Source organism: Paenibacillus pinihumi DSM 23905 = JCM 16419 (assembly GCF_000422505.1).
In the GTDB taxonomy this organism is placed as follows: domain Bacteria; phylum Bacillota; class Bacilli; order Paenibacillales; family Paenibacillaceae; genus Paenibacillus_D; species Paenibacillus_D pinihumi.
Genome location: NZ_KE383867.1, coordinates 244050 through 266682, shown reverse-complemented (window position 1 = coordinate 266682; position 22633 = coordinate 244050). Strand labels below are relative to the sequence as shown.

20 protein-coding genes are annotated in these 22633 nt (G+C 46.4%); 1 reads left to right on the top strand and 19 read right to left on the bottom strand.

The features are described 5' to 3' along the window. Positions 1 to 108: 108 nt before the first annotated feature. The 13 genes from H583_RS0127200 to H583_RS0127140 form a co-directional block, all read right to left on the bottom strand. On the bottom strand, positions 109 to 2064 hold the full coding sequence (locus tag H583_RS0127200; RefSeq protein ID WP_028563244.1) for an ABC transporter substrate-binding protein: 1956 nt from the start codon (positions 2062 to 2064) through the stop codon (positions 109 to 111). A gap of 128 nt (positions 2065 to 2192) precedes the next feature. Further along, positions 2193 to 3689, bottom strand: coding sequence for a Vps62-related protein (locus H583_RS35720; RefSeq protein WP_028563243.1), 1497 nt, complete (start codon positions 3687 to 3689; stop codon positions 2193 to 2195). A gap of 240 nt (positions 3690 to 3929) precedes the next feature. Beyond that, complete coding sequence (locus H583_RS34480) at positions 3930 to 5132, bottom strand: GntR family transcriptional regulator (protein WP_051237092.1); 1203 nt, start codon at positions 5130 to 5132, stop codon at positions 3930 to 3932. Positions 5133 to 5550: 418 nt separating this feature from the next. Next, complete coding sequence (locus H583_RS0127185) at positions 5551 to 6813, bottom strand: sensor histidine kinase (protein ID WP_028563242.1); 1263 nt, start codon at positions 6811 to 6813, stop codon at positions 5551 to 5553. A gap of 470 nt (positions 6814 to 7283) precedes the next feature. After that, positions 7284 to 7643, bottom strand: a complete 360-nt coding sequence (locus H583_RS0127180) for a GIY-YIG nuclease family protein (protein ID WP_028563241.1) — start codon at positions 7641 to 7643, stop codon at positions 7284 to 7286. Positions 7644 to 7682: 39 nt separating this feature from the next. Further along, complete coding sequence (locus tag H583_RS0127175) at positions 7683 to 8789, bottom strand: vWA domain-containing protein (RefSeq protein ID WP_245586009.1); 1107 nt, start codon at positions 8787 to 8789, stop codon at positions 7683 to 7685. Next, the gene (locus tag H583_RS0127170; protein ID WP_028563239.1) at positions 8789 to 9886 is read right to left on the bottom strand and encodes an AAA family ATPase; all 1098 of its coding nucleotides are present in this window, start codon (positions 9884 to 9886) and stop codon (positions 8789 to 8791) included. The genes H583_RS0127175 and H583_RS0127170 overlap by 1 nt, the downstream gene beginning before the upstream one ends. Positions 9887 to 9911: 25 nt before the next feature. Further along, entirely contained in the window at positions 9912 to 10391 is a 480-nt protein-coding gene (locus H583_RS0127165) for a DUF6530 family protein (RefSeq protein ID WP_028563238.1), read from the bottom strand. Positions 10392 to 10564: 173 nt separating this feature from the next. After that, positions 10565 to 11347, bottom strand: a complete 783-nt coding sequence (locus H583_RS0127160; protein WP_028563237.1) for a hypothetical protein — start codon at positions 11345 to 11347, stop codon at positions 10565 to 10567. 11 nt (positions 11348 to 11358) lie between these two features. Continuing rightward, the gene (locus H583_RS0127155; RefSeq protein ID WP_028563236.1) at positions 11359 to 12336 is read right to left on the bottom strand and encodes an ABC transporter substrate-binding protein; all 978 of its coding nucleotides are present in this window, start codon (positions 12334 to 12336) and stop codon (positions 11359 to 11361) included. Between the two features lie 126 nt (positions 12337 to 12462). Next, complete coding sequence (locus H583_RS0127150; RefSeq protein WP_051237090.1) at positions 12463 to 14103, bottom strand: ABC transporter substrate-binding protein; 1641 nt, start codon at positions 14101 to 14103, stop codon at positions 12463 to 12465. Between the two features lie 321 nt (positions 14104 to 14424). After that, positions 14425 to 15222 (bottom strand): alpha/beta hydrolase, encoded by a 798-nt coding sequence (locus H583_RS0127145; RefSeq protein ID WP_028563234.1) that lies wholly within the window; start codon positions 15220 to 15222, stop codon positions 14425 to 14427. A gap of 430 nt (positions 15223 to 15652) precedes the next feature. Then, on the bottom strand, positions 15653 to 16393 hold the full coding sequence (locus H583_RS0127140) for an SDR family oxidoreductase (protein WP_028563233.1): 741 nt from the start codon (positions 16391 to 16393) through the stop codon (positions 15653 to 15655). A 249-nt stretch (positions 16394 to 16642) separates the two neighbouring features. On the opposite strand from H583_RS0127140, the gene H583_RS0127135 reads away from it, so the two are divergent. Continuing rightward, positions 16643 to 17221, top strand: a complete 579-nt coding sequence (locus H583_RS0127135; RefSeq protein ID WP_051237088.1) for a TetR/AcrR family transcriptional regulator — start codon at positions 16643 to 16645, stop codon at positions 17219 to 17221. A 265-nt stretch (positions 17222 to 17486) separates the two neighbouring features. Here the strand turns inward: H583_RS0127135 and H583_RS0127130 are convergent, their stop codons facing one another. From H583_RS0127130 to asnB, 6 genes are all read right to left on the bottom strand, one after another. Further along, positions 17487 to 18068 carry a tubby C-terminal domain-like protein gene (locus H583_RS0127130; protein ID WP_028563231.1) on the bottom strand — a complete coding sequence of 194 codons (582 nt, stop codon included), beginning with the start codon at positions 18066 to 18068 and terminating at the stop codon, positions 17487 to 17489. A 128-nt stretch (positions 18069 to 18196) separates the two neighbouring features. Then, a complete protein-coding gene (locus tag H583_RS0127125) occupies positions 18197 to 19009 on the bottom strand; it encodes an SDR family NAD(P)-dependent oxidoreductase (protein WP_028563230.1) in 813 nt (270 codons plus the stop codon). Positions 19010 to 19036: 27 nt separating this feature from the next. Beyond that, positions 19037 to 19309 carry an SDR family oxidoreductase gene (locus H583_RS0127120; RefSeq protein ID WP_081667621.1) on the bottom strand — a complete coding sequence of 91 codons (273 nt, stop codon included), beginning with the start codon at positions 19307 to 19309 and terminating at the stop codon, positions 19037 to 19039. Positions 19310 to 19331: 22 nt separating this feature from the next. Continuing rightward, positions 19332 to 19880, bottom strand: coding sequence for a TetR/AcrR family transcriptional regulator (locus tag H583_RS0127115; protein WP_051237086.1), 549 nt, complete (start codon positions 19878 to 19880; stop codon positions 19332 to 19334). A gap of 122 nt (positions 19881 to 20002) precedes the next feature. After that, the gene (gene cuyB / locus H583_RS0127110) at positions 20003 to 20716 is read right to left on the bottom strand and encodes a cysteate racemase (RefSeq protein ID WP_028563227.1); all 714 of its coding nucleotides are present in this window, start codon (positions 20714 to 20716) and stop codon (positions 20003 to 20005) included. Beyond that, a complete protein-coding gene (gene asnB / locus H583_RS34475) occupies positions 20713 to 22614 on the bottom strand; it encodes an asparagine synthase (glutamine-hydrolyzing) (RefSeq protein ID WP_051237083.1) in 1902 nt (633 codons plus the stop codon). Before asnB ends, cuyB begins: the two co-directional genes overlap by 4 nt. Between the last annotated feature and the right edge of the window lie 19 nt (positions 22615 to 22633).

Sequence of the window (22633 nt, the reverse complement as noted above, 5' to 3'; positions counted from 1 at the left end):
TCCTATCCTCTCCGGAACAATTAAAAGCCTTACCGATGTATAGCGGAATAAGGAAACAATAGCGGGGAAGCAAAGTTCCCCACTATTGTCACGATTCGTCTCTCAGTATTACTGCTTGATATAGAACTGCGACGGATGGCCATGGCCCAGTGTACGGTATTCATCTGCCCATACGAGATTGGACGGAACGTTGCGGACACTGTTGGATGCTGTAATCAGCACCGGGGTTGGGCCGGCATAACCGATGACCCATTGGTTTTTCATATGAAGCTTCACAATCTCATTGCTGTATTGATTGATTTCATCTACGCTCTTGCTTGCTTTGACCTTATCCCACAGCTGGAGAATCAGCGCCACATCGCCCTCCGGTTTCTCGCCTTCTTTACCCCCTGAAGAGCTGTACAGTCCGTAGTGCCCGAACCAAGGTGTAATAACGCGAAGCGGAACGAGTGTATCCGGACGGAAAGCTACGTTCGCTACAGAGATATTCTCTGTATGCATCGGAATCTTGTTTGCGTATTTCAGGTCAAACTGTGTACCCGAATCCACGACTTTAACATTTAGTTTAAGTCCCAGATTCTCATAGTATTTCTTCAGCAGTTCCAGGAATGCTGCATTATCCGGGCTGCCTTCTACAATATCCAGCGTCAAATCCGAACCGTCAGCGAATATGCGGAAATTGTTTTTGTCACGCTTGGTCAGACCAAGCTCATCCAGAATCTGATTGGCACGTTCAGGGTCGTATTCAGCCCATTGCTTCGCCCATCCCTCTTGATAGCCGATAACGCCTTCCGGTACGGAAGCCTGAATCGGATCAGCAAGACCATTGGTGACGATTTCGGAAATTTCTACACGGTCAACCCCGATGGACAGTGCTTCTCTGAAACGAATGTCCTGGAACAGCTTGCGCAGATTAGGATCTGGTGTCGTCTGGTTCAACTGGACTCCTGCACTGGACCAAGTCGGCTGTGTCCAAGGAATAACGCGGAAATCACCTTTTTTCTCGTTTTCCTTCAGAACCGTGAAATCCTTGGAATCAAAGGTTACCAGGTTGTAATCGCCAGAGAGTGTACCGAGCAGCTTTTGGCTTGGGTCTTGAATCTTCGTCATGACGATACGATCCATGTAAGGAAGCTGCTTGCCTTCCGCATCTGTTTTCCAGTAGTACGGGTTGCGCTCATAAATGAACTGATCGCTGTTTGGATCGTTTTTTGGAACCCAGGCTCTGATCGTTGGGATCTGGTAGTGAATCCAGTCGTAGTAACCGGTCTCAACCAGGAAAACCTTCGGATCCTCATAGCCCCATTGCTTGGTGATTTCGAGTGTTTTCGCATCACCTACCAATTCCGGAAGAATCGTCTTGTGGAAGTGTGCTGGTGCGAAAAACCATTTATTATCGATCGCTACGCGCTCCAGAAACTGAACGTTTGGATATTTATGTGTCACCGTAAACGTGTAATCATTGACCTTTTTCACTTCAGCCAATGCCTTATTGCCTGTCGCAGGATCAACGGAATAGTAGGCATCGTAGATTTTCTTGCCGAAGGTTTCCTTCGTCAGCATGTGCTCCCAGTAGAACAATACATCGTCAGCTGTGAACGGCACGCCGTCCGACCATTTCATGCCTTCACGCAAATGAATCGTAAAAACGGTAGAATCATCATTGACTTCATAGCCTTTGGCAACGTTAGGCTCCACTTTGTCGCCTGTCTTGTTGAAACGGAACAGTGCTTCCTCAGTCGCCATGCCGACGCCCCACTTGTCGCCAGGTCCAGTCCATGGCATTTTCCAGTCGCCGCCGTACGTTCCGATCTCATCGACAACCTCCTGCACCATGATATCCGATTGGACCGGCATGCGCTCTTCCAGCTTAGGCAGTGTCCCTGCCGTAACCAGTGCTGTCAGCATTGGAGCTTCTTTGACATCGGACTGTGCCGTTTCAACCGGCTTATCTGTGTTATCCTTCGGTTTTTCTGCCTCTTTCGGCGCTGCATTGTTGCTGCAGGCTGCCATAACCAGAGCCATGATGACGAGAAGCAAAATAAATGATTTGTTTCTTTTCAAGTGAACCCCTCCATAATTGATTTTGCCATGAGTTATTTCTCTCTTACCCTGCCATGACCCCCACCTCCTCATGTCAATTAAAGATGGAGAAGTGCTGCCTTGCCTTAATTGATAACGCTGTTATTTGCTTAGTCCAGCACCACGTCATTGAGCAGGGCTCCTTTTTCCTGTGGTCCGGTAGGTCCGTCAGCAAGCAATGGCTGGCCGAAGAAGCTGCCTTGTGCCGGATTGCCGAAGCGATAGATGGCACCGCTGTTCGGGTTGCTGAAGTCTCTGCCGAGCCAAGCCGGGAATGGATTGCCGAGCCCGACGCCAGTACCCTGATTCGGGAAGTATTGGAATGCCTGAATGTTGTTCCATGTATCCCATGCTGTACCTTGGTTGGCTACGTCGATCAGTTGCACAACGACCAAGTCCTTGTAGACATGGTTGCCCGGATCTTTCCACATGCCGTGCGAACCAAATGCGGAATAGCCTACAGGATGCGTGCCATTGATCTTGTCAACTTCATCCCATCTGTATACCGTGCTGAAGGAATGCGCGCCGTACAGGACTTGCACCGGCTTGACGTATTGGGTGTTGTTGTCTTCGAACTTCGCTAAACGGACTGTGATCCGCTCCCAGTCGCCGACATGGTCGCCAACCTCTGTACCAAGCACGGTCTTGCCCAGATCATAAGCACTGAACTGGAAGTACACCAGATCGACATTTCCATACTCCTTTTCTACCCAGAAAGCATAGATTGGAGCATTGGCCAAATCCCCTACGAAATAAGGCAGCTTCAGGTTGTAAGGATTCAGATCTACCTTTGTCTTCAGCTCATATTTGCCCGAGTTTGGATTCAGATAGCGGTCTACATACGGGAAGGTGTATTCCACAGAAGACGGGAAGTATACTTCGCCTTGGGCAAACCAGATGCGTGGTGCAAATGTTTGCAGGAGCTGCCGCTTGGCAGCATCACTGTATGCATTACCAGGAACCGCTATGCTTGTGGAGTCCACCGGCGAAATCTTCTCGACCTTTAAACTGGAAACGCTGTCATTAAAGTCATCCAAATATATTTGGTCCGCCGTCAATACCTTCGATGCCCCCTGATAGCTGTGATCCTTGTACAGGGTCACCTTGTAGCCCGGGCGGATTCGGATCGAAGACATCTTGTCATTGCCGACTCCGGCGTTGAGAACGTCCCAGTTGAACTCACCTACATCAAACTGCTGCTCCACTCCTCCATAAGGAGAATTGGCATAAGCAATGACTGGCAGATTCGGACCGCCGATCAATTCAACCTTGAGGCTGGATGTTACATCGTTAAACCAACCGAGCCATGAAGAGTCTGACGTAAGTATGTAACTGTCTCCTGAGTAATTGGCATCCTTGTAAAGCGTTACCCGATATCCCGGCGCAACCCGGACGGATGAAATTTGATCATTGCCGACTCCGGACTTGAGCACATTATCATTGTAAAAGCCAACGTCAAAGCTTTGCGAGGTTCCTGTAAAATCCCCGTCCTTATACACGGTTACCGGCAGAGCGTTGGCTTGCACGGTTTCCGCCCCTGCCAAAGCCAATGAAGATGACAGCATTGCGAAAAGCGCAACGACTACCCACAACTTGATTTTTTTCATAATCGGGCTCCTTATTTCGTTATTGGTTGTACCTTACACTATACATTCCTTAACAAATAGAGCTTGCAGGATTCACTTTCAAGATAATGTGATAACGCTTACAAAACCAATCCTCCTCTCTCCTTCAAACTATGTCAGAACCATACAATAAGGATAATGTATGTCATTGACATATACAACTCATTCGGGGTCAATTTTTTTATTCTCTTTGATGCCAGTGGAAACTGCCTGTCCAAAATATCATTGGTACAGTTGCCCATTCCCCGGACTTGCGATGATCGGGCTGTCCAGCGCCCTGCGGATCGTATGTACCGAGCTGCGTTCAATAATAGACGTATTTACTTTTATCGTAATGGCCCCTTCCCTTGAATTTTCCATCCGCTTGCAAACCAGATTGACTGCAGCTTGACCCAATTGCTCCGTAATCTGTCTTGCCGTAGTAAGTGGAATCGGCAGCAGGCTTGAGAGTTGAATATCAGAAAATCCGATTATGGACAAATCCTCGGGAACTGACTTGTTCATATGCAGCGCCGTATAGAGACAGGATGTCGCCAAATAGTCGTCCATGCACACAACAGCGGTAAGGGAAGAATTGTTGCCGAGAAAGGTTTCCAGCTGCGGGTTGGGGGTGTTCAGATTGCTCATGAACTCCTCTGTACATTGCAGAAAAATATTGTTGCTGTTCACGGATAGATTATGGTCCAGCATGGCCTGCATGTACCCCTTATATCTGTCCTCTCTGCTTGTAACCCCGTCAAATGAAATGGATATGTAACCGATTTCAATATGGCCTTTGCCAATTAAATATTTCGTCAGGTTATAGGCTCCCTGATAGTGATCATGATAGACGCAATCGATGCGAAGCTCGCGGAAAATCCGGTCGATGATCACAAGCGGGTAGTTGGACAGCGTAAGTTCCAACACTTTCTCACTGCACTTCATCCGCCCCCGGGGGTACAAAATAATACCGTCTACCTGGTCATCGTACAACTCCTGGAGGCACTCGCTCTCATCTTCATTGTCAGTCGAGATGCGAACGAGCAGATGACAATTTGATTTTCGCGCTTCCTGCTCCGCAGCAGCGATAATTCTCGCGGTATAGTCATCCAGATTCGGAAATACCATGGCGATCCTTCGCTTCGCCTGCTTTTGCGGCGCGGCCGCGGGCTGAAATACCAGTTCCTTGGCATTCTCCTGTACAAAATCCGCTGACAGGAAAGTTCCTCTGCGCTCGAGCCTATATACAACGCCCTCCTTCACCAATATCTGCAGAGCGAGCTTGGCGGTCATTCGGCTGACCGCATACAGCTTGGCCAATTCGCCTTCGGATGGGACCGGATCATGCGGCTGCAAATTCCGCTTTCTGATTTCGTCCATTACTTTCTCAGCCATCTGTACATAGAGCAGTGGCTTACGTCCTGTCTTGCTGTTGCGGGACTTCATTTCAAGCATTCACCTCTGTTCTAATGTCCATATCAATTCTACTGGTTATGCCACTGACTGCGTATATCACCTCGCATCCTGTCTTTTCTTGTCATAATTTTACTTTGCTAACATTCGTTTTACAAGCCCCTTCTTCATTCTCTTGAATAATCTATGCTTATTTGATTGTCTATGTCAATAGCATAGACGACCAACCAGCCCGTCCCCAGGCCATTTGGAGAGGGGGCGTGAAGGCCGGCAGCTCAGGTCATTTGATCCTGCAACCCTTGTACAGACACAAAAGCAGCCCCAATGGTAAACTGCACCTCCATAGTTGATCTTGTCTTACAAATGGGGTGCAGTTCACTGACGGGAGGCTGCTTTTGCATGATCACTGCCTTGAAAGGGCTGTCTTGCAATTGGGCAATCGCTTACTCAACTAAACTTCCGTACATGGCGCGTCCATCACAGGGTGTGAAGGCAGTTTGACAACTGTCGTTGTTCCTTTCCCCTTCTTGCTCGTATACTTCCAATGCCCGCAGATGGCTTGAATAATACGGAAAGAGACCGTTAGGCCAAGCCCTGTTCCCTTCCTTTTTGTAGAGTAAAACGGCGTCCCCAGCTTTTCCAGTTCTTCCTTCGACATCCCTCTTCCATTGTCACATATGGACAAACAAATATGCCCGGATTCACGGTAAGCCTTTACCCTGACCTGCCCCTCCCCGGATGCTTCAATCGCATTCTCGATGATCCGGGACAATGCCTGCCTGATTTTCAGCCGGTCCGCACGAATCCACAAATTTTGTTCGCATTCCATATTCAAATCCACCTTATACAACACAACCATCGGGGACATCGAGTCCTTAATTTGACCCAGTACATCGCATACGAGAAAGTCTTCTACCTTCTCTACCTGCGGCCGCGCAAAATTAAGGAAGTCATTAATGACATACTCAGCCTGGTTCAGCTCCGCCAGTGAGTTATGAATATACCGCCTGTTTTCTCCTTCCAGCCCGCGCGTCGCCAACTGCAAGTAACCCTTCACCACCGTTAACGGGGATCGAAGCTCATGTGCAAATGCCGATGCGAGCTGCCCTGCCGCATTCATTTTCTCGGAGACCAGCATCTCCTCCCGTACTTGCTTGCTCCTGATTACCATCTCCATAAAAAGCGTGATGAGTGCCATTGCTCCAAGATGAACCACCAGGCCAGGCGAGAAGATCAGCGCTTCCACCAGCTCCTCTTGATTCTTATGGACAGTCCTGTAAATTTGCGAAATATAATAGGCCATGAAGGACAGACCAAGCGTAATCAGAAAACGCTGGTATGGCTGCCATCTCATGAATCCTGACCGTACCAGCGAGACGACACAGACGACGATGAGAATAACAGCCAGGGCCTCATTCCATTCACCACCCCAAGCGGCATACCGCACAATAAAAAAGAAAAGCATTGCAATACCCAGGGATGCAAATCCGCCATACAGCAAGGAAATAATGAGCGGAACATAAATAAAATCCCTGCTAAAATCAGCCGCTAACAAGCCCTGAAGCAACACAGAGGAATTCATCGCAAGTCCGCAAAACAGGCCAAGTCCGATCTGGCAGCGCCAGCCGCTGGATACATGAATTAATATTAAAAATTGATATAATAGTATCGGAAAAACAATAAAAAGTAATTCCAAAAACAACTCTTTTATCATGTGCACCCCCTGTTCAATCTGTGATGTAAAAAGTACCGTAATGCATCTTCATTTGAGTTGTTATCACCACCCTTCATATGACTATAAATGTTATTTCGACAGATTCCATGTTTTTCCTTCCAGTACTTTGTGCCTATCTATGATTCTAATTTCCTGATTCGTAAACATGAACTTTTGAAGAAAGAAAACATAAAAATTACAACTCAAAAAGTTAAATATGGTATTTATTGTATTAAATTCAACTAATACTTATCTCTTTTTTACTTTAAATGTAAGCGCTTTATTTGTTGCTGTAAATAGATTATAGAGCAATCATTCTGCTGCCGAAAGGGACTTTTTTCATAGATTCGGACAAGTCTTTAAACCAATTTCCATATAGACAGATCCCAGACAGAAAAAAGCTGCGACCGCTTTTATCTCTTGGATAAAATGGCCACAGCCTTTTAAATATTTCATTCGTATTTTAAGCCTTATCTCGTTATCGGCCTGTTATAGCCTTTTTCCTCAAACGGCTGCAATTTTTCAAACCACTTTTTTTTCATTTGCTTCAGCTCCCACTTCACATCAGCCACCTTGTCGGATTCCTTCTGTTCCAGGACCTCATAGTCAAACGCATCTGCCCCGAGTTCATTCCAGTCCTTCTGGAGTTCAAAGTTGGGAAACTGCCCCATGCCAAGCGACATTTGAATGGTCATCCATTTGTTTTTCAGGTTCGGATAGCTTTCCACAAATATTTTGCCGTTTGCCTTATTCGTAATTTGTATGGTACCCATATACGTTTTTAGTTCCTTGTATGCTTCCAGTAATTCCTTGCGCTTGTTTCTATCCATAGTAAATTCTCCTCTCTACCACATCTAACTTTGTTATCATTACAAATAACGTGCGATCATCCGCACCAGCTTGGCAGGCAGCTCCGCAAGGTTTGTAATATCCAGAAACCTCTCGCTTCCGTAGATTTGATGAATGACATTCTTGTCCTGGCCGATTGCCGCTGCGAGAAGTTTAACGCCTTTCCGTTCATACTCGGCTATGGTCTGCTGCATATCCCGGCGGGCATATTGTCCAGTGTAATCAGCCATTGCTTTGGGCTGTCCATCACTTAAGCTGATTAATAATTTTGTCTGCTGTGGTGCAGCAGCAAGCCGTTCACCCATAATACGCAGCGCCATCCCGTCACGGTTATTGCTTCTGGCCCTTATTCCCATAAGCCGCAACCGGTCACTCGAATCCGTCTTCTCAAAATCCGTATAGGCGTATATCGACATCTGCTCCAGTCTGGACACATCCGCCGTGTCTCCATAAATGAGAACGGGAATTTGGCACATCTGGCAAAATTCATAAACGGCAAGCACCGCACGCTTCGCTGCTTCCAGTCTTCCGAAAGCAGCCATTGACGCGGATTCATCGACTCTCAGGCCGACCACAAGCGAAGGAGACTCTGACGGCGGACGCTTTTTGGAAAAATATCTGTAATCCTGAAGCGCTACACGGTCTGCCTGAAATTTGCTGCCGTAAAACTGGTTTCTGGCGAAATCAGCAGAAACCTCGTGCTCCAGCAGCGGGAGTGTCTTTCTCGCAATCTCTCTTATGACAGGCAGAAGCTCCTTGCTCAGACTCAAATACTCCTGCTCGTGTTCGGGACCATATTCCGGACGGTGAACAATCAGTTTCACTCTGCTATGAATGGAATTCGCCACGCTCTCTCTGGTGTCCTGGTTCAGCTTCTTACGGAATTTGCGCTCCTGCTCCTTGGCATCATCCGGCATGGGTTCCGGATTCGCCTGATGATATCCGGGGGTACCGTTCTCCCCTGTATCTGTGCTCTCCATACCGGTAGTCTCATCCGCAACACTGGACGTGCTGTCCTCACTGTCTGCGGATTTTTTAAAAGCGATGCCTTGCTCATCTTTCTCGGGAACGGGATCAAAATCCGAATCATCAATCTTGCCCCAGATCCGGATTTCGGCCCGGTCCATTATACTTTTTTTTTAAGATTGGCCTCGAGCTCATTCAGGCTCTCCTGAAGTCCCCTGCTTTTGAGCACATCCTCCAGAATTTTGATTTCCTCCGGGTCCGTCGTAATCTTATAGATCACTTTGTGGTACAGGGATTCTTGTGCCGAGGCTCCTCCGGCGACCGCATCCACCCAGTAGAAAAATGAACGCATGCCCGCCACGCCTTTAATCGCATTGGCACGCGCAGTCTCATCCAGAAGTATGATGACATCCGCCAGCACACCCAGCACCTCAAGATCATCAAATCCAGTCTTGGCTGCTGCCCGCTCCAGCATGACTTCCTTCGCCGGCAAATCCATCTTCTCCGTATGCTGAACTCTGTCCCGCAGCGATTCATTGAGCGGTCTTGTTCCTGCGTAATTGCGGTTGGTCGTGATAACCGCTACGAAATCAGGATGGCGCCTTACAATTTCTGTTGGCAGGTTAATGCTGCCATCCAGCTCCAGCGCTGAATTAAGCGCCATAAGCACCGCGGCGTCGCGAATAACGGTTGGCTCCTGAATTTCCAGCAAATATCCGTTTTGATAAGCTCTGACAATCTCCGAAGGGTAAAAGCGGTATTCAACGGATTCCCCTTCCGTATTCTGCTCCACTTTCTTCATCAGCTGCTTCAGCTTATGAGTGGCATGCTCCCGGCTGACAGCCAGAGCCTGCATCACAATTTCGGTCGCACTGTGAAAGCCGTCACTCTCATATAGCGCCTGCAGAACCGTCTGCTCCTCAGACTCCATCTTCTCCAGCTGTTCGGTGGGGATAATCGGCAAAATCGCACCGATCACATCGGATTTATCCATATCAGCAAAGCAGGTCACTTTTGTATAGGGCAGCCCGAGATTGTACGATAATGCTTTTGCAAGCTGTGTTTTCCCGGAACCGGCGTCGCCCTCCAGCAAAATATTCGCAATTTTCATTTCTCCGCGATTCCAGTTGCGCTTGATTTCTTTGCTAATGCGCTGTTCTTCTGCACTTGTTTTGTGGGATTGCGGCTTGTTCCATACAAGCTGCTGTTCTGCATCCGTCAACTTTCGTGCCGGGGACACATAATATTCCTGTTCCATTTCTTTATTCACCTCTTTAAAAAGATTAAAGCCCCATTTCGTTCAACAAACCAGATAATACACGCAGCCGTTCGCCGATCATTTCGCCATCTTCACTAAGGGCCTGAGCGAACATCTTGATATCAGTGTCAATCATTGGATTGCCGTCACAAATAGATACTGTCATGGCATCCCCTTGCAGCCCGATCCGGTCAATTGTCGGATTTTCCGGGTCATACATTTTCGGGAAGCGGTATGCTTCCTCAAAGTGCAAGCTGGTTCTGCAGATCAGAATGGCAAGGTCAAGCACCCGATGCATAGGAAGCTCCTCGGACTGCCTGGACCATTTCTCACCGGTATATCTCCATACTTTGGCGGAAACTTCAACCTTCCCCCTGTCATTCCACTGGGCTAACCCGAGGGACAGGCCTTTGGCATCTGTGTTCCGGGCGTAACGCCCGTCAACTTGCTCATAATTTTCCGATACGACAACAGGTTTATGTTTTAGGGTTGTTGGAATTTTCATATTAACACACTCCAATATACATTTTCGGATGATGGATCGAATCTGAATTAACTAAATTACTAATTTACTAAATTACTAAATCTGAAACTAATGATACTCTTCATTTCATCGTCTGTCAATTGGGTGATTTATCTAAACACAATAAAAAAACCGCCATTTTGGCGGTTTTCCCCTCATCCATTCACTCTCATGAATGCCCGGTCTTTCTCTTTTAATCTCGGGCATTCGTAGCAGTAGCCAAAATCTCCATTCAGGCAGCAAGCCAGGCAGCAGGCTGTTTTTATTGCCACTTTTTGATCCGGGATCGTTGGGTGTTCAACGAAAATTCGTTTGATATCAAACGGGTTTTTGCGGAGTCCGAATGCGCTGGACATCACCCCACGTTTGAGCAGCTCAAAATGAGAAATGATTCTTTTCCAGACTTTTTCATCTGACGCTCCAGCTAATTCTTCTTCGATTTGAGCATACATTGTATTCACGATTTGTCCCCATAATGGAATGACATTCATTTGAACAGATTCAGCTAAGCTTTGAATTACAGGGGTTATGTTCACCCGATAAAACGAATCGAGCAATTCCCTAATCCAATCGTCACGATTCTGTATTGGAGCTTTGTGATATTGCAATTCGTTGATTTTAAATGAAAAACGGGGATAAGGGCCACAATTATATAACTGTACAGATAATTTGGACAAGGACAAATCCAGCACCAATTCATCTCCTCTATACAGCATGTGCTGCAAAGCTCCACATACTCCCGCATACCAACTAATAAAAAAGGCTGCCGTTGCGGAACATTCCCTAGCCTGGATAAGCATGCCGTACGTACCGATTAAATGCTTCATGCTTTCTTCTTTTAATAGGTCGCTTGCAGGGATGGTAAATATAATTTCTTCCGGTTCATTCAAAGTAAGAAAAAATTTTTCTTCCAGTTGCGGAAAATCAAACGTGCCCACTGCGTCCCCCATTATTTTTGTTTATTATCAAATGCACGGACAACATCGTCAATCGCATTCATGTCGGCCAGTGGAGACATGCCAAGGCTAAACCATTCAGCGCCCCCCATCATGTACACCTGATCTTTCTTCACAGCTGTCATGTTTTTCCACAAAGAGCTATTCATCATTTCTTCATATCTATTCTGTACTTCGCTGGAGTCATTATCTAACTGCAAAATGATGTGGTCCGGGTTATATTCAGGTATCTTTTCCAATGAAATTGAAACACTGCGCTCACTTTGCGGGAAATCTTTAATCGGTTTTAGACCCAGTTGCTGATGAATAAAGCTGCCGCGGTCGATATTCTCTCCGTAAATCACAATCTCCTTCGCCATGATCATCATATACATGACCGTCTCGTTTCCAACAAGAGAACGTAGCTTCTCTTTGGCCACTTCTTCCTTCTTTTTCAAATCTTGAATAATCGCCTCAGCTTGTTCAACTTTGTTTAAAACCTCGGCAATATCTCGCATCTCATCTCGCCAATCATCTCGCTGCGGCAATAACACAGTAGGAGCGATTTTAGAAAGATCAGTATAATCTTTATCCGACCACCATACAGGAGCAATTATTAAATCCGGCTCAGAAGCAAGAATAGCTTCAAAGTTAGGGGTTTGGGCAATTCCCATCTTCACTGTATTTTTAAAGGGTTCTGTTAAATAACCCGGGAATTCCTGGTGATAGTTTTGTACTGCAACGGGTGTAATACCAAGTGCATATAAGAACTCTGGATAGACAACAGAAAGCCCAATGACCCTTTTAGGCTCGATTGGAATACTAATATCACCTTTTACAGTTGAAATTACACGCTGGTTGTCGGCGGCTTCCTCACTCGCATTTCCAGTATTTCCAGTAGTTGTTCCGTTCTTATCGGCTCCACAGGCCGTACTAAACATGACTAGTATTAAGATAGCCAGTCCAGCTAAAAAACGATGTTGTTGTTTCATTCTTGGATGATCCTCCTGAAAATGAATTATTTATGACAATCACTAGTTAACATCGATTATCATTATCATATAATAGGAGTATAGATTAATTTATATTGGTATAATATTGACGATAACGCCATTTTTTTATGCACGATCCCGCCAAATCTTTAACGCTTCATCGAGCAAAAGATCATGAGTGAAAGCCGTATATTCTACCCAAGGGTAGGACGGGAGATAATCTACCCGACTATTCCTGACAGCTTTCAGATCCCTCCATAGTCCAGAGTTCATGAGTGCCCGCCAACTGAATTGTGACCGGCTATCCTCGTCTACGATCAGCAATAACCGATCCGCATCAAAATCTGCCAATTGTTCCGGCGTTACCTGCTGATCCGTTCTTGTCGGATCGACACCTTGTGCAAGCACAACATCCAGATCATTGTAAAACACTTCTCCCAAGCTTCGGCTACCCAGAACATGATAATGATCACCGGTAATTCTCAGTATAAGAAGACTCTCATCCTTGAAGGTGTTCCTCAATTGCTGTCTAACAAATAAGGCTTTACGATCATATTTATCAAGAAAAGCTTCCGCTGCTCCTGACAGGTCCAGGAACTGCGCAACCAAGCGCAAATGCATCCGCCAATCGTTATTCATCCAGGGCACGAAAAATGCCGGTGCAATTTCCCGAAGTATGGCCTGCTCCTCGGAAGACAAATGAATATCAATTCCAATAATAAAATCTGGCTTAGCAAGCTGAACTTCTTCCATCTTTATCAATGCATTTGAGCTTAACGGCAGTAAAGAATCCATCTGATACTTCCGTTTGTAGTAATCCGTCCATGGGTGATCGGCTGGTGCGGCAAAAGGATTAATTTGAAGTGCAATCAGTTGCCCAATGTTGGAGAAATGGTAAGCGACTATTTGTTTCCTGCTGTTCTTCATAAATGTTGCCGGCGGCAAACCGGATACTTGTTTAAATTTGCGTCGAAAGTAAAGATCATCATTGTACCCGACATGCCTTGCAATATCCCGAATACGATTTTCCCCACCTGATCTCATAAGCTGTTGTGCCTGATTAATACGGAATACGGCCAAATAGTCAATTGCGCTACAGCCATACCTTTTTTTAAATAAACGCATAAAATGACGTGTACTGAGTCCAGCCACCTTAGCCAGGTGATCGATGGAAAGTTCCTGCTGATAATGCTGCTCAATGTAGCCTTTCACGTATTCCAGCACCACTTCCAAGTCATTTCCTTGTACGAGTCGGGCATCTTGCAGGATGGTATACAGCATTTCTTGAAAAAGAATTTGCCCGCGAAATCGTTTTAAACGATCCTCGTCCTGCAACAATTGACAAATGGTTTCGCACATCGAATTAACGGAAACAGGGGATGTAACAATAACTTCCCCTTGGGCCGGGAATGGACTATTCCGCTTAATAATCTGCATCGAATGGATTGATGATCCGTCATCGTCCATCACATCGAAGCGCATATAGTAAAACCCGCGTTCATCAAAAGAGTGTGCGGCTGCTTCGACGAGTTGACCGGGCGCAAAAACATAAACACTTCCCTGGCGAAGTTCCGTAAATTGCCCGTCAATCGTCAGCCAGCCCTGGCCGCTTGCTGCCACAAAAATCATATGAGACTCGATAAACTGAAGCCTTAAATCCCATTTGTTCGCCCGGCTCTTGAAATGTTCAATTTCCCGAAGCTTAAAGCACATGTCTTCTAGAGTGGCATATTCTTGATATTTAATGTTCGTCTCCAGATCAGCCAAGAATTATCACCATCCTTATTTAGCTTTGAACATTTTAGCCCACAATTTTTCACATCACAATTCCAATCCAAAGAAACCTCGCATCATGCTAACTTTTTCTTTCTCGTACAAACCATTATCAACGCGGACACACTTCACTCTGCCCATCTGTACGTATTAATTTTACATCAAAGCATTAAAAAAGCCGCATTTATGCGGCTGTTATTAACAAAATAGTATTATCTGCGAACCCCCTGCTGAGCCCAATTAAGCAAAGTCACCAAAGATCAAGATACTGATCGCTGATGACCAATCCCGGAATCATTGCGCTTGTTAATTTGCTCATGCCCGGCTCCCTTCTGCCAATGGCAGCCAGTTTAGTACACGCTGTATTTTGGCATCCCAGTATGTCCAATCGTGGCCCCCTGTCTCTTCTTCATAAGTTAAATCAAGATCCAAATTGCGGGCATGAGCCAAAAAACGCTGATTGTCCTCATACAAAAAGTCTTCCGTACCGCAACACTGGAACAGCTTAGGAACTGTTTCACCGCTCTGCTTGAGCTGCTTGGCCAATGCAAACAGATCATTGACGCTCCCCTCGGCCTCCTGCCGGGAACCAAAAATATGACCGTACTCGGCCTGGCCCATTGGTCTCCCTTCGTCCGCCAAGCTTGAAATATCCAAGGCTCCTGAGAGGCTGGCAACCGCAGCAAACCTGCCCGGATTGCGAAGCCCTAACTTGAACGCGCCATATCCCCCCATGGAAAGGCCCGCGGCAAAACGGTCTTCACGGCGCCCGGACACCGGGAACAAGGACTCCGCAATATGGGGCAGCTCCTCACTAATGAAAGTCCAATACGCATGACCATGCTTCATATCAGTGTAGAAGCCGCGATAGACAGTTGGCATAACGACTGCCAAATTCAAGACGCTGACATAGCGTTCAATGGACGTGGCCCGTTGCCACATCGTGTGATCATCTGACAGCCCATGCAGTAAATAGAGGACAGGGAACTTCTGATGACTTCCTAATGAGCCATTTTGCTTGGCATGATTGAAGCCTGTAACCGGCAGAATGACATTCATTGTGACAGAAAGCCCAAGTGATTCCGCAAAATAATTACACTGTATAAGCGGCATTGCAACACCCTCCTGAACGTTTACTCTAACTATTTCTGAATATATCATACAGGAAGAAAAAGAAAAGCAGTATTTGGAAAAGCTTGAATTTCAATTCACGTAATCCTCTGATGCACGTTATAATTTGAAATAAATGCGAATCTTCCGGCTATCGTCGGGTAGCCTTCACGGAGCAATTGAACAGTTAATTTTCAAATGGAAGTGAATGCGGACTTGAATTTGCAGATTCCGCTTTTGAATTGGAGATTGGTTAATACATAAACAAAGATGGCCTTCCTCATGCTAATACGAAGAAAGGCCATCTTTTTGGCATAGCATTATAACGGATGTGCCGTGGACGATAAGCATCTCATTGACTAAAGCATCTTCAGGCTCATTAGTGCATAAGCGCTGAATGCCCCGTATTAAAAATAAATTATCATTGTATGAATTAAGGCTGAGCTGTTGGTCTAATGATGATTTCATTGACTGAAGCATCCTCAGGCTCATTAACCGCAAAGGCGATCGCTCTTGCAATGCTGTATGGGGAAATCGCCACAGCATCAAAATGTTTCGCCATTTCCTTAACCGCCGGGCTTGTCACCGTGTTGAACAGCTCTGTTTCTGTCATTCCAGGTGCAATAACTGTTGTCCGGATACGGGAGGTTGCGGATTCCTCTTTACGCAGCCCCTCCAGAATTGCACGCACTGCAAACTTCGTAGCGCTGTATACAGCTGATGTCGGACTCACTTCATAGCCCATTACAGACGAAACATTAATAATATGACCGCCTTGCTGTTCACGCATAACCGGGAGCACCGCTGCGATTCCGTTCAACACGCCTTTTATGTTAACATCAATCATTTGATCCCAGTCCTTAACTCTCAGCTCACTCAGTTGCGATACCGGCATAATTCCCGCGTTATTAACCAGGACATCGATCCGTCCATATTGCTTCAAAGCAAAATCAGCCACCTGCTGCAAATCCTCGGCCGAGACGACATCCGCTGTAAGATAGGAAGCTTCCCCGCCCGCCTGTTTGATTTCATTTACGACCGTTTGCAGACGATCTTCTCGTCTTGCCGCCAGCACCAGCTTGGCTCCCTTTTCAGCCAGCAGTCTGGCCGTAGCTTCCCCAATTCCGCTGGATGCTCCCGTAATAATAACTACTTTCCCTTTTGTATTTTCCATCTGTTATCTCTCCTTAAGAATTAATATGGGATGAACTTGTGAAAGTTAGAATTGAACAAATCAGCTCGCCACTTTTCGAGATTTGAAATTGAATCATTGTATGATATCAAACATTTGTTGATTAATTAACGGCCGTTGATTAATATTATATAGAGATGCTTCATCAATTCAATCGCTAATACTTGCGCTTTCGTCCGATATGCAACAGATAAGATGATATTGTTCATTAACAGAGGGGCGGGTTGCCAAATGGAGACGGAAACAAAAATCGACAGGCGGGTTCTTAGAACGAAAGAGGCCATTAACAAAGCATTCCTGGAGCTATTTTCAGAAAAAGAACTCGAACACATTACCATAAACGATATTGCAGAACGGGCCAATGTAAACCGCGGGACGATTTATTTGCATTATAGCGATAAATACGATCTGCTGGATAAGTGCATTGAGGATCATTTGGGGAAGCTGATTTCCTTTTGTAGTTCACATGATCTGCCCCCGGAAACAACGGTAGCGGTTCAGGATTTGAGAGCTATAATTGAGTATGTGGGGGATAACTTTCTATTCTTCTCAGCCATGCTCTCCAACCATAGAAGCACTTTATTCCGGGAGCGGCTGCTGCAGTTCATTTCAGCCGGCTTGAAGAACAAGCTGGATAAGCAAGACGCACACTCGGGCATCGACAAAGAACTCAACGCCCAATTTATGTCCTCGGCCTTCGTGGGAATTTTGGAATGGTGGATTCGCAATAAGATGCCGCACCCCCCTGAATATATGGCAGATCAGGTGCGGAGATTGTTTGAGAAAAATGAGGTTTATGCTTCGAGTTGATTTATATCTAATACTTATACCCTGAACAAAACCAGGACAGGCCTGTGCACCAGTACAAGCCTGTCTTTTAATATTTTGAACAGCGTTAACTAACTGCAGAAGACTATCAAAATATATAATTTTTACTTCCCATCCGACTCCGTAACCTTATCCCACAGCCTTACAGGCTCTAGGCGGTCAGCGCCCTGGGTAGCGAGCATCCAGCCTGGATATTCCGGAGGCAGAACCGCAGGAGGACAATCAGGATGAGTCTGTATAATTTTCTTTACACATTTTTGAGCATAAAAATATAATAGAGCGCCGCCAGCTCATGAATTCCATAACGGGAATCAAGAATCTTAATGGTCACTTGATTAGACTTGGGCGGTATGAACCCGTGAGGGGCCGCTTCTGCGATCAGCTCTTCATACAAGAAAAACCGGATTCTGCGGTCGGCAAAATCTTTTTTAATCCAGATTTCATCCTGCTTCTTCGTATATCGGAATTGGGGATTCATTCGGGTCCGGGATTTCTGAATACACTCAAAAACATCGTTGCCGATATGTACATGCCATTTCTCCCTGATCAGTGTTTTGACCGTATTTATTTCTTGAATATCGATAGCCAGATTCTGCTTCTCATCGAATACTCTCACATGGTTAACGAAATTATCAAAGATGAAATTCAAACCAGCCTCAGCCTTGCTGGAATGATACCGTTCCATGGCGCCAACAGCTTCACCCCTATCATTTTTAATGATGACAGGTGATGTACTCCGGCGTAAGAACGGGAAGATCATATGATATTTTATACCAATCACCTGCCCATAATCGTATATAAATGCAAAACCAGCTTCATCGATGTACACAGTCTTCAAGCTTGCTTGATGCTTTACACTTCTAGTGCCCAATTTCATTTTACACAAAAAGGATGAATCCCAACAACTGGGAAACATCCTTTTTGTTATACTTTATGATCCTATCCAGCCAAGGGAATTTAATCGGCAATCAGCGATATGTTTTCCCATTCCTTCACTTCATCAATCCGCTTGCTCAGGGCATCACGGATGCTGTAGGTGGCCATGGAGCCGACAGGGAAATGAAGAGGCGGATTTTCACTGTTGATCATCGCGATCATGGCTTCAACGGCTTTGTTCTGATCCCCTTTTTTCACGGCATCATAGCTTTTATTGAAGGCATCATAGACCGGTGCATACTCCGGCAACGGTTCGGACAGTTTTTGGGAACCACCCATAAATTTAGTCAAGAATACACCTGGCTCCACAATCGTGGTTTTAATACCGAATGGTGCAAGCTCATCAGCCATCGCTTTAGAGAAGCCTTCCACTGCAAATTTTGATGCTGCATAAAGGCTGTAGGCAGGAACTGTCCATACGCCAAAGATGGATGAGATATTCACATAATGTCCGGATTTTTGCTTCTTGAAGACCGGCAGCGTCTCACGAATGACATCCAGCATACCGAATACATTGACATCAAATTGATTTCTGATTTGCTCATCCGTGTATTCCTCCAACATACCAAACAGTCCGTAACCGGCATTATTGACCACAATATCAATACGGCCAAATGTATCGACTGCCTCCTGAACTGCAGCTTGAATCTGCTCCTTGTTGGTGACATCCAAGGCTGTAATATGAACATTGTCCGGGGACTTCTCTTTCAGGTCCGCAATCGCATTAACATTGCGTGCGGTCGCTACGATCTTGTCTCCTGTCGGGATCAACTGCTCCACGAACTTACGGCCGAATCCTGTCGATGTACCTGTAATAAACCATACTTTACTCATTTATAAGTCCCTCCTGATTGGTAAAATTTACTGCCTGCGATAAATTGGAGCACCAAATGGCGAAGAACCTGCCCCGCCATCCATACTAATTTCAGCACCCTGGACATAAGCGGACTCATCAGAAGCCAGGAACAAGGCAACATTCGCGATTTCCTCCGGCTCCCCGAGACGGTTAAGCGGAATTCCGCGAGTGAGTACAGCTTCCAATTGTGCAAAGCCTTCTGCTGTCTTTTGTCCCCAAATAGGTGTTCGTGTCGCACCTGGAGAAATGGTATTGACGCGAAAAACGGGAACGTTCATTCTATAATGGTTAAAAAAATATCTAATTCAATATGGACAACGTGGTGTTGATAATTTCCTTTAATTTTCCGGTAAAGGCGTTATAAAAGTATTGCGCCAAAGACAGGGCATCAAGAGTCTGGGAGATTTCACCAGATCGTTGGCCGGATTCGATAACTTCGCACATCAGCTCTTCCGAGCAGCTCCAACATTGATTAATTAAAAGTTTGGATTGCGGATCATGCTCTGCAAGCTCGACAGCAGTATTGACCAATAAACAGCCTTTGGGAGACTCAAATTCGCGCTGAAAGGCCATCTCAAGCAGCAGCTTGAGCGATTCCTTCGTCGAACGGGCATTGTGCACAATACGCTCAGAGGATTGATCAATGATTTCGCTGTAGCGTTCCAACACCTTCAAGTACAAGGTATGCTTGTCGCCAAAGGTGTCGTACATACTTCGCTTGTGAACACCCGTATGCAAAACCAGGTCCGTCAAGGATGTCCGCTCATAGCCGTGTTTCCAAAACAGCTCCATGGCTTTGACCAATACTTCATCCACATCAAATGCCTTGGCTCTGGCCACTTCATTCATTCCTCCTCCCGATATCGATAATAACAAAATGAGAACGAACGGTAAAGAATTATTTTTTACCGATCATTCTCATTGTATTGAATCACTGTTCGTTTATCGCAACAGCGGCATGTTATTATTGTTCAAATAGCTTTTAATATCCCTCCGGAGCGCAAAATGGACTGCTTCACCAGAACTTCCATGGCATCCACCACATGTTGCCCCTGCTCGGCTGGCAATGGAATACAGGATAATTCCGTACAGGCTATAATAACCCGGTCACACCTGTAGTCTGTTATCAACTGATCTATAATGTGGACCAGACCGGCAGCATTCAAATCCCCGTTGCGTTTGACCTGCTCATAAATGATTTCCGATATCTCCCGTTGGAGCTGATTTGGCGGAACGACCAGATCCAGACCATATTCAACACAACTGTTAGCGTAGACTCCGCTTTTGACCGTTCCGTTCGTTGCCAGCAACCCGATCCTCTCAATTGAACTGTCTGTCTCCCTGACTGTCCGAATTGTCTCATCCACCATATGAATGATGGGGACAGAAGTCATCTGCTGCATCTGCCCATAGAAAAAATGCGAGGTATTGCAGGGAACTGCAATATTTGCCGCACCCGCCTGCTCCAGCAGCTTCAAATCCCTATGAATGGCATCAGTAAAATTGTCATAGTTCCCGCTTTCGATTGCCTCTGTCCGGTCAGGGAGCGCAGCATGATTCAACACAACCATATTGATATGATCCTGGTCTTGCTTCGCAGCTGTGTGTTCAACAATCCGTTCGATGAAGACCGCCGTAGCCTTCGGCCCCATTCCGCCCAATACGCCAAGTGTGGAGCTTATCATACCAGCGCCTCCTCCCGGCTGTTTTGTCCGCTGCTACTCACAGCCTGTCTGCTGCTGCTTTCAAAAAATTGCTTGTACCACACCAAAAATACATAGACGGTCCACAGTTCGCGCGCATGATTAGCTTTGCCGCTGTAGTGGTCATTCAAACGTTTCAATAGCGGCTTCGGATGAAAAAACATCGCTGCTGTCCCGGATTCGAAGTGCTCCTTCAGTATCTGATAATATTTCTCCTCTCTCAGCCAGTGCCGGATCGGTACCGGGAAGCCGACCTTTGGGCGCTTCGCCCAGGCTTCCGGGAGGTAGTCTTTGGCGGCTGAACGAAGCGCCCGCTTGGTCTCGCCATTCTTAACCCGCAGACCCGAGGGCAGGCGGCCCGCAAGCTCCATAACCGCACGGTCAAGGAAGGGGACGCGCAGTTCGATCGAATGAGCCATGCTCATCTTGTCTGCCTTCAGCAATATATCTCCCGGCAGCCACAGCTTCATATCGAGATACTGCATTTTTGTCAGATCATCCTTGTCCTTTACTTCCTGGAAATATGGACTGGTAATATCCCTTACAGAAGGCCCCTGCTTATAATCGTTCTGCAACAGATCTTGTGCCTCTGCTTCATCCCAGACCTTTGCCTGCCCGATAAATCTCTCCTCCACCGTCTGGCCTCCCCTCATCAGGAAGGTGCTAATGCGCCCCTTGGGCAGGTCTTTGACAAGCCTGGATGTGACTCGACGGACGACAAAGGGCAGCCGGGAATACGTCTTCATTGCCGGGGTAAGCTCATATCCGTCATATCCTCCGAACAGTTCATCGGCCCCTTCTCCGGACAAAACGACGGTGACATGGCGGCTCGCTAGCCCTGACAGAAAATATAGCGGCACACACGAAGGATTGGAATGCGGCTCATCCATATGATATTGAATGTCCGGCAGTTTCTCAAAGCACTGCTCTGCACTAAGCATTTCTTTATAATTGCTGATATGAAGCTGATCTGATAGTTCTTGTGCCAGCCCAGTCTCATTAAAACTGCCCTCATACGACTCAAATCCGATGGAGAATGTCTTATCCGGCATCAGCAGCGCCGTGATATAGCTGGAATCCACACCCCCGGAGAGAAAAGAGCCAACCTTCACATCACTGATCCGGTGCGCTTTCACTGACTCGCGCAATGTCTGTTGAATTTGCTGCCTGTACGAATCCAGTGTTTCCTCCACCGTATCAAATTGCACCTCGGCATAACGCTTGATTTCAAGCTCACCATTGCTATACAGCATGAAATGTCCCGGCTCCAGCTTGTATACCCCTTTAAAGAACGTCTCCCCGAGCACGGAATATTGAAATGTCAAATACGGTTTCAAAGCATCCTTGTTAAGCTCTTTAATGAAGGAGGAATGGGCCATAAAGGACTTGATTTCTGAACCGAACAGCAGGCACCCGTCCTTGGTGTGCCGGGAATAATATAACGGCTTGATGCCAAAGAAATCACGGGCCAGAAGCAAAGATTGACGTTTGTCATCCCAAATGGCGAATGCAAACATCCCTCTTAACCGCTGGAGAATGCCCACTCCGTATTCCTCATAGCCGTGAATAATGACCTCGCTGTCTGTCTGGCTTGTAAATCGGTGCCCTTTTCCCCGCAGCTCTTTCCGCAGTTCCGCATAGTTGTATATTTCCCCGTTAAAAACAAGCACACAGCTCCGGTCTTCATTGTACATGGGCTGGCTGCCCCCGGCAGTCAAATCCATAATACTCAGCCTGCGAAAACCAAAAACCGCCCGTTCCCCGGCATAGATGCCCCCGCTATCCGGCCCGCGATGTACGATTGTGTCCATCATGGCCCTAATGGTCTTCTCCGGATGGAGTGTGGACGGGCTGTCTACAAAGCCTGCAAAACCGCACATAATCTCTCCCTCACATTCC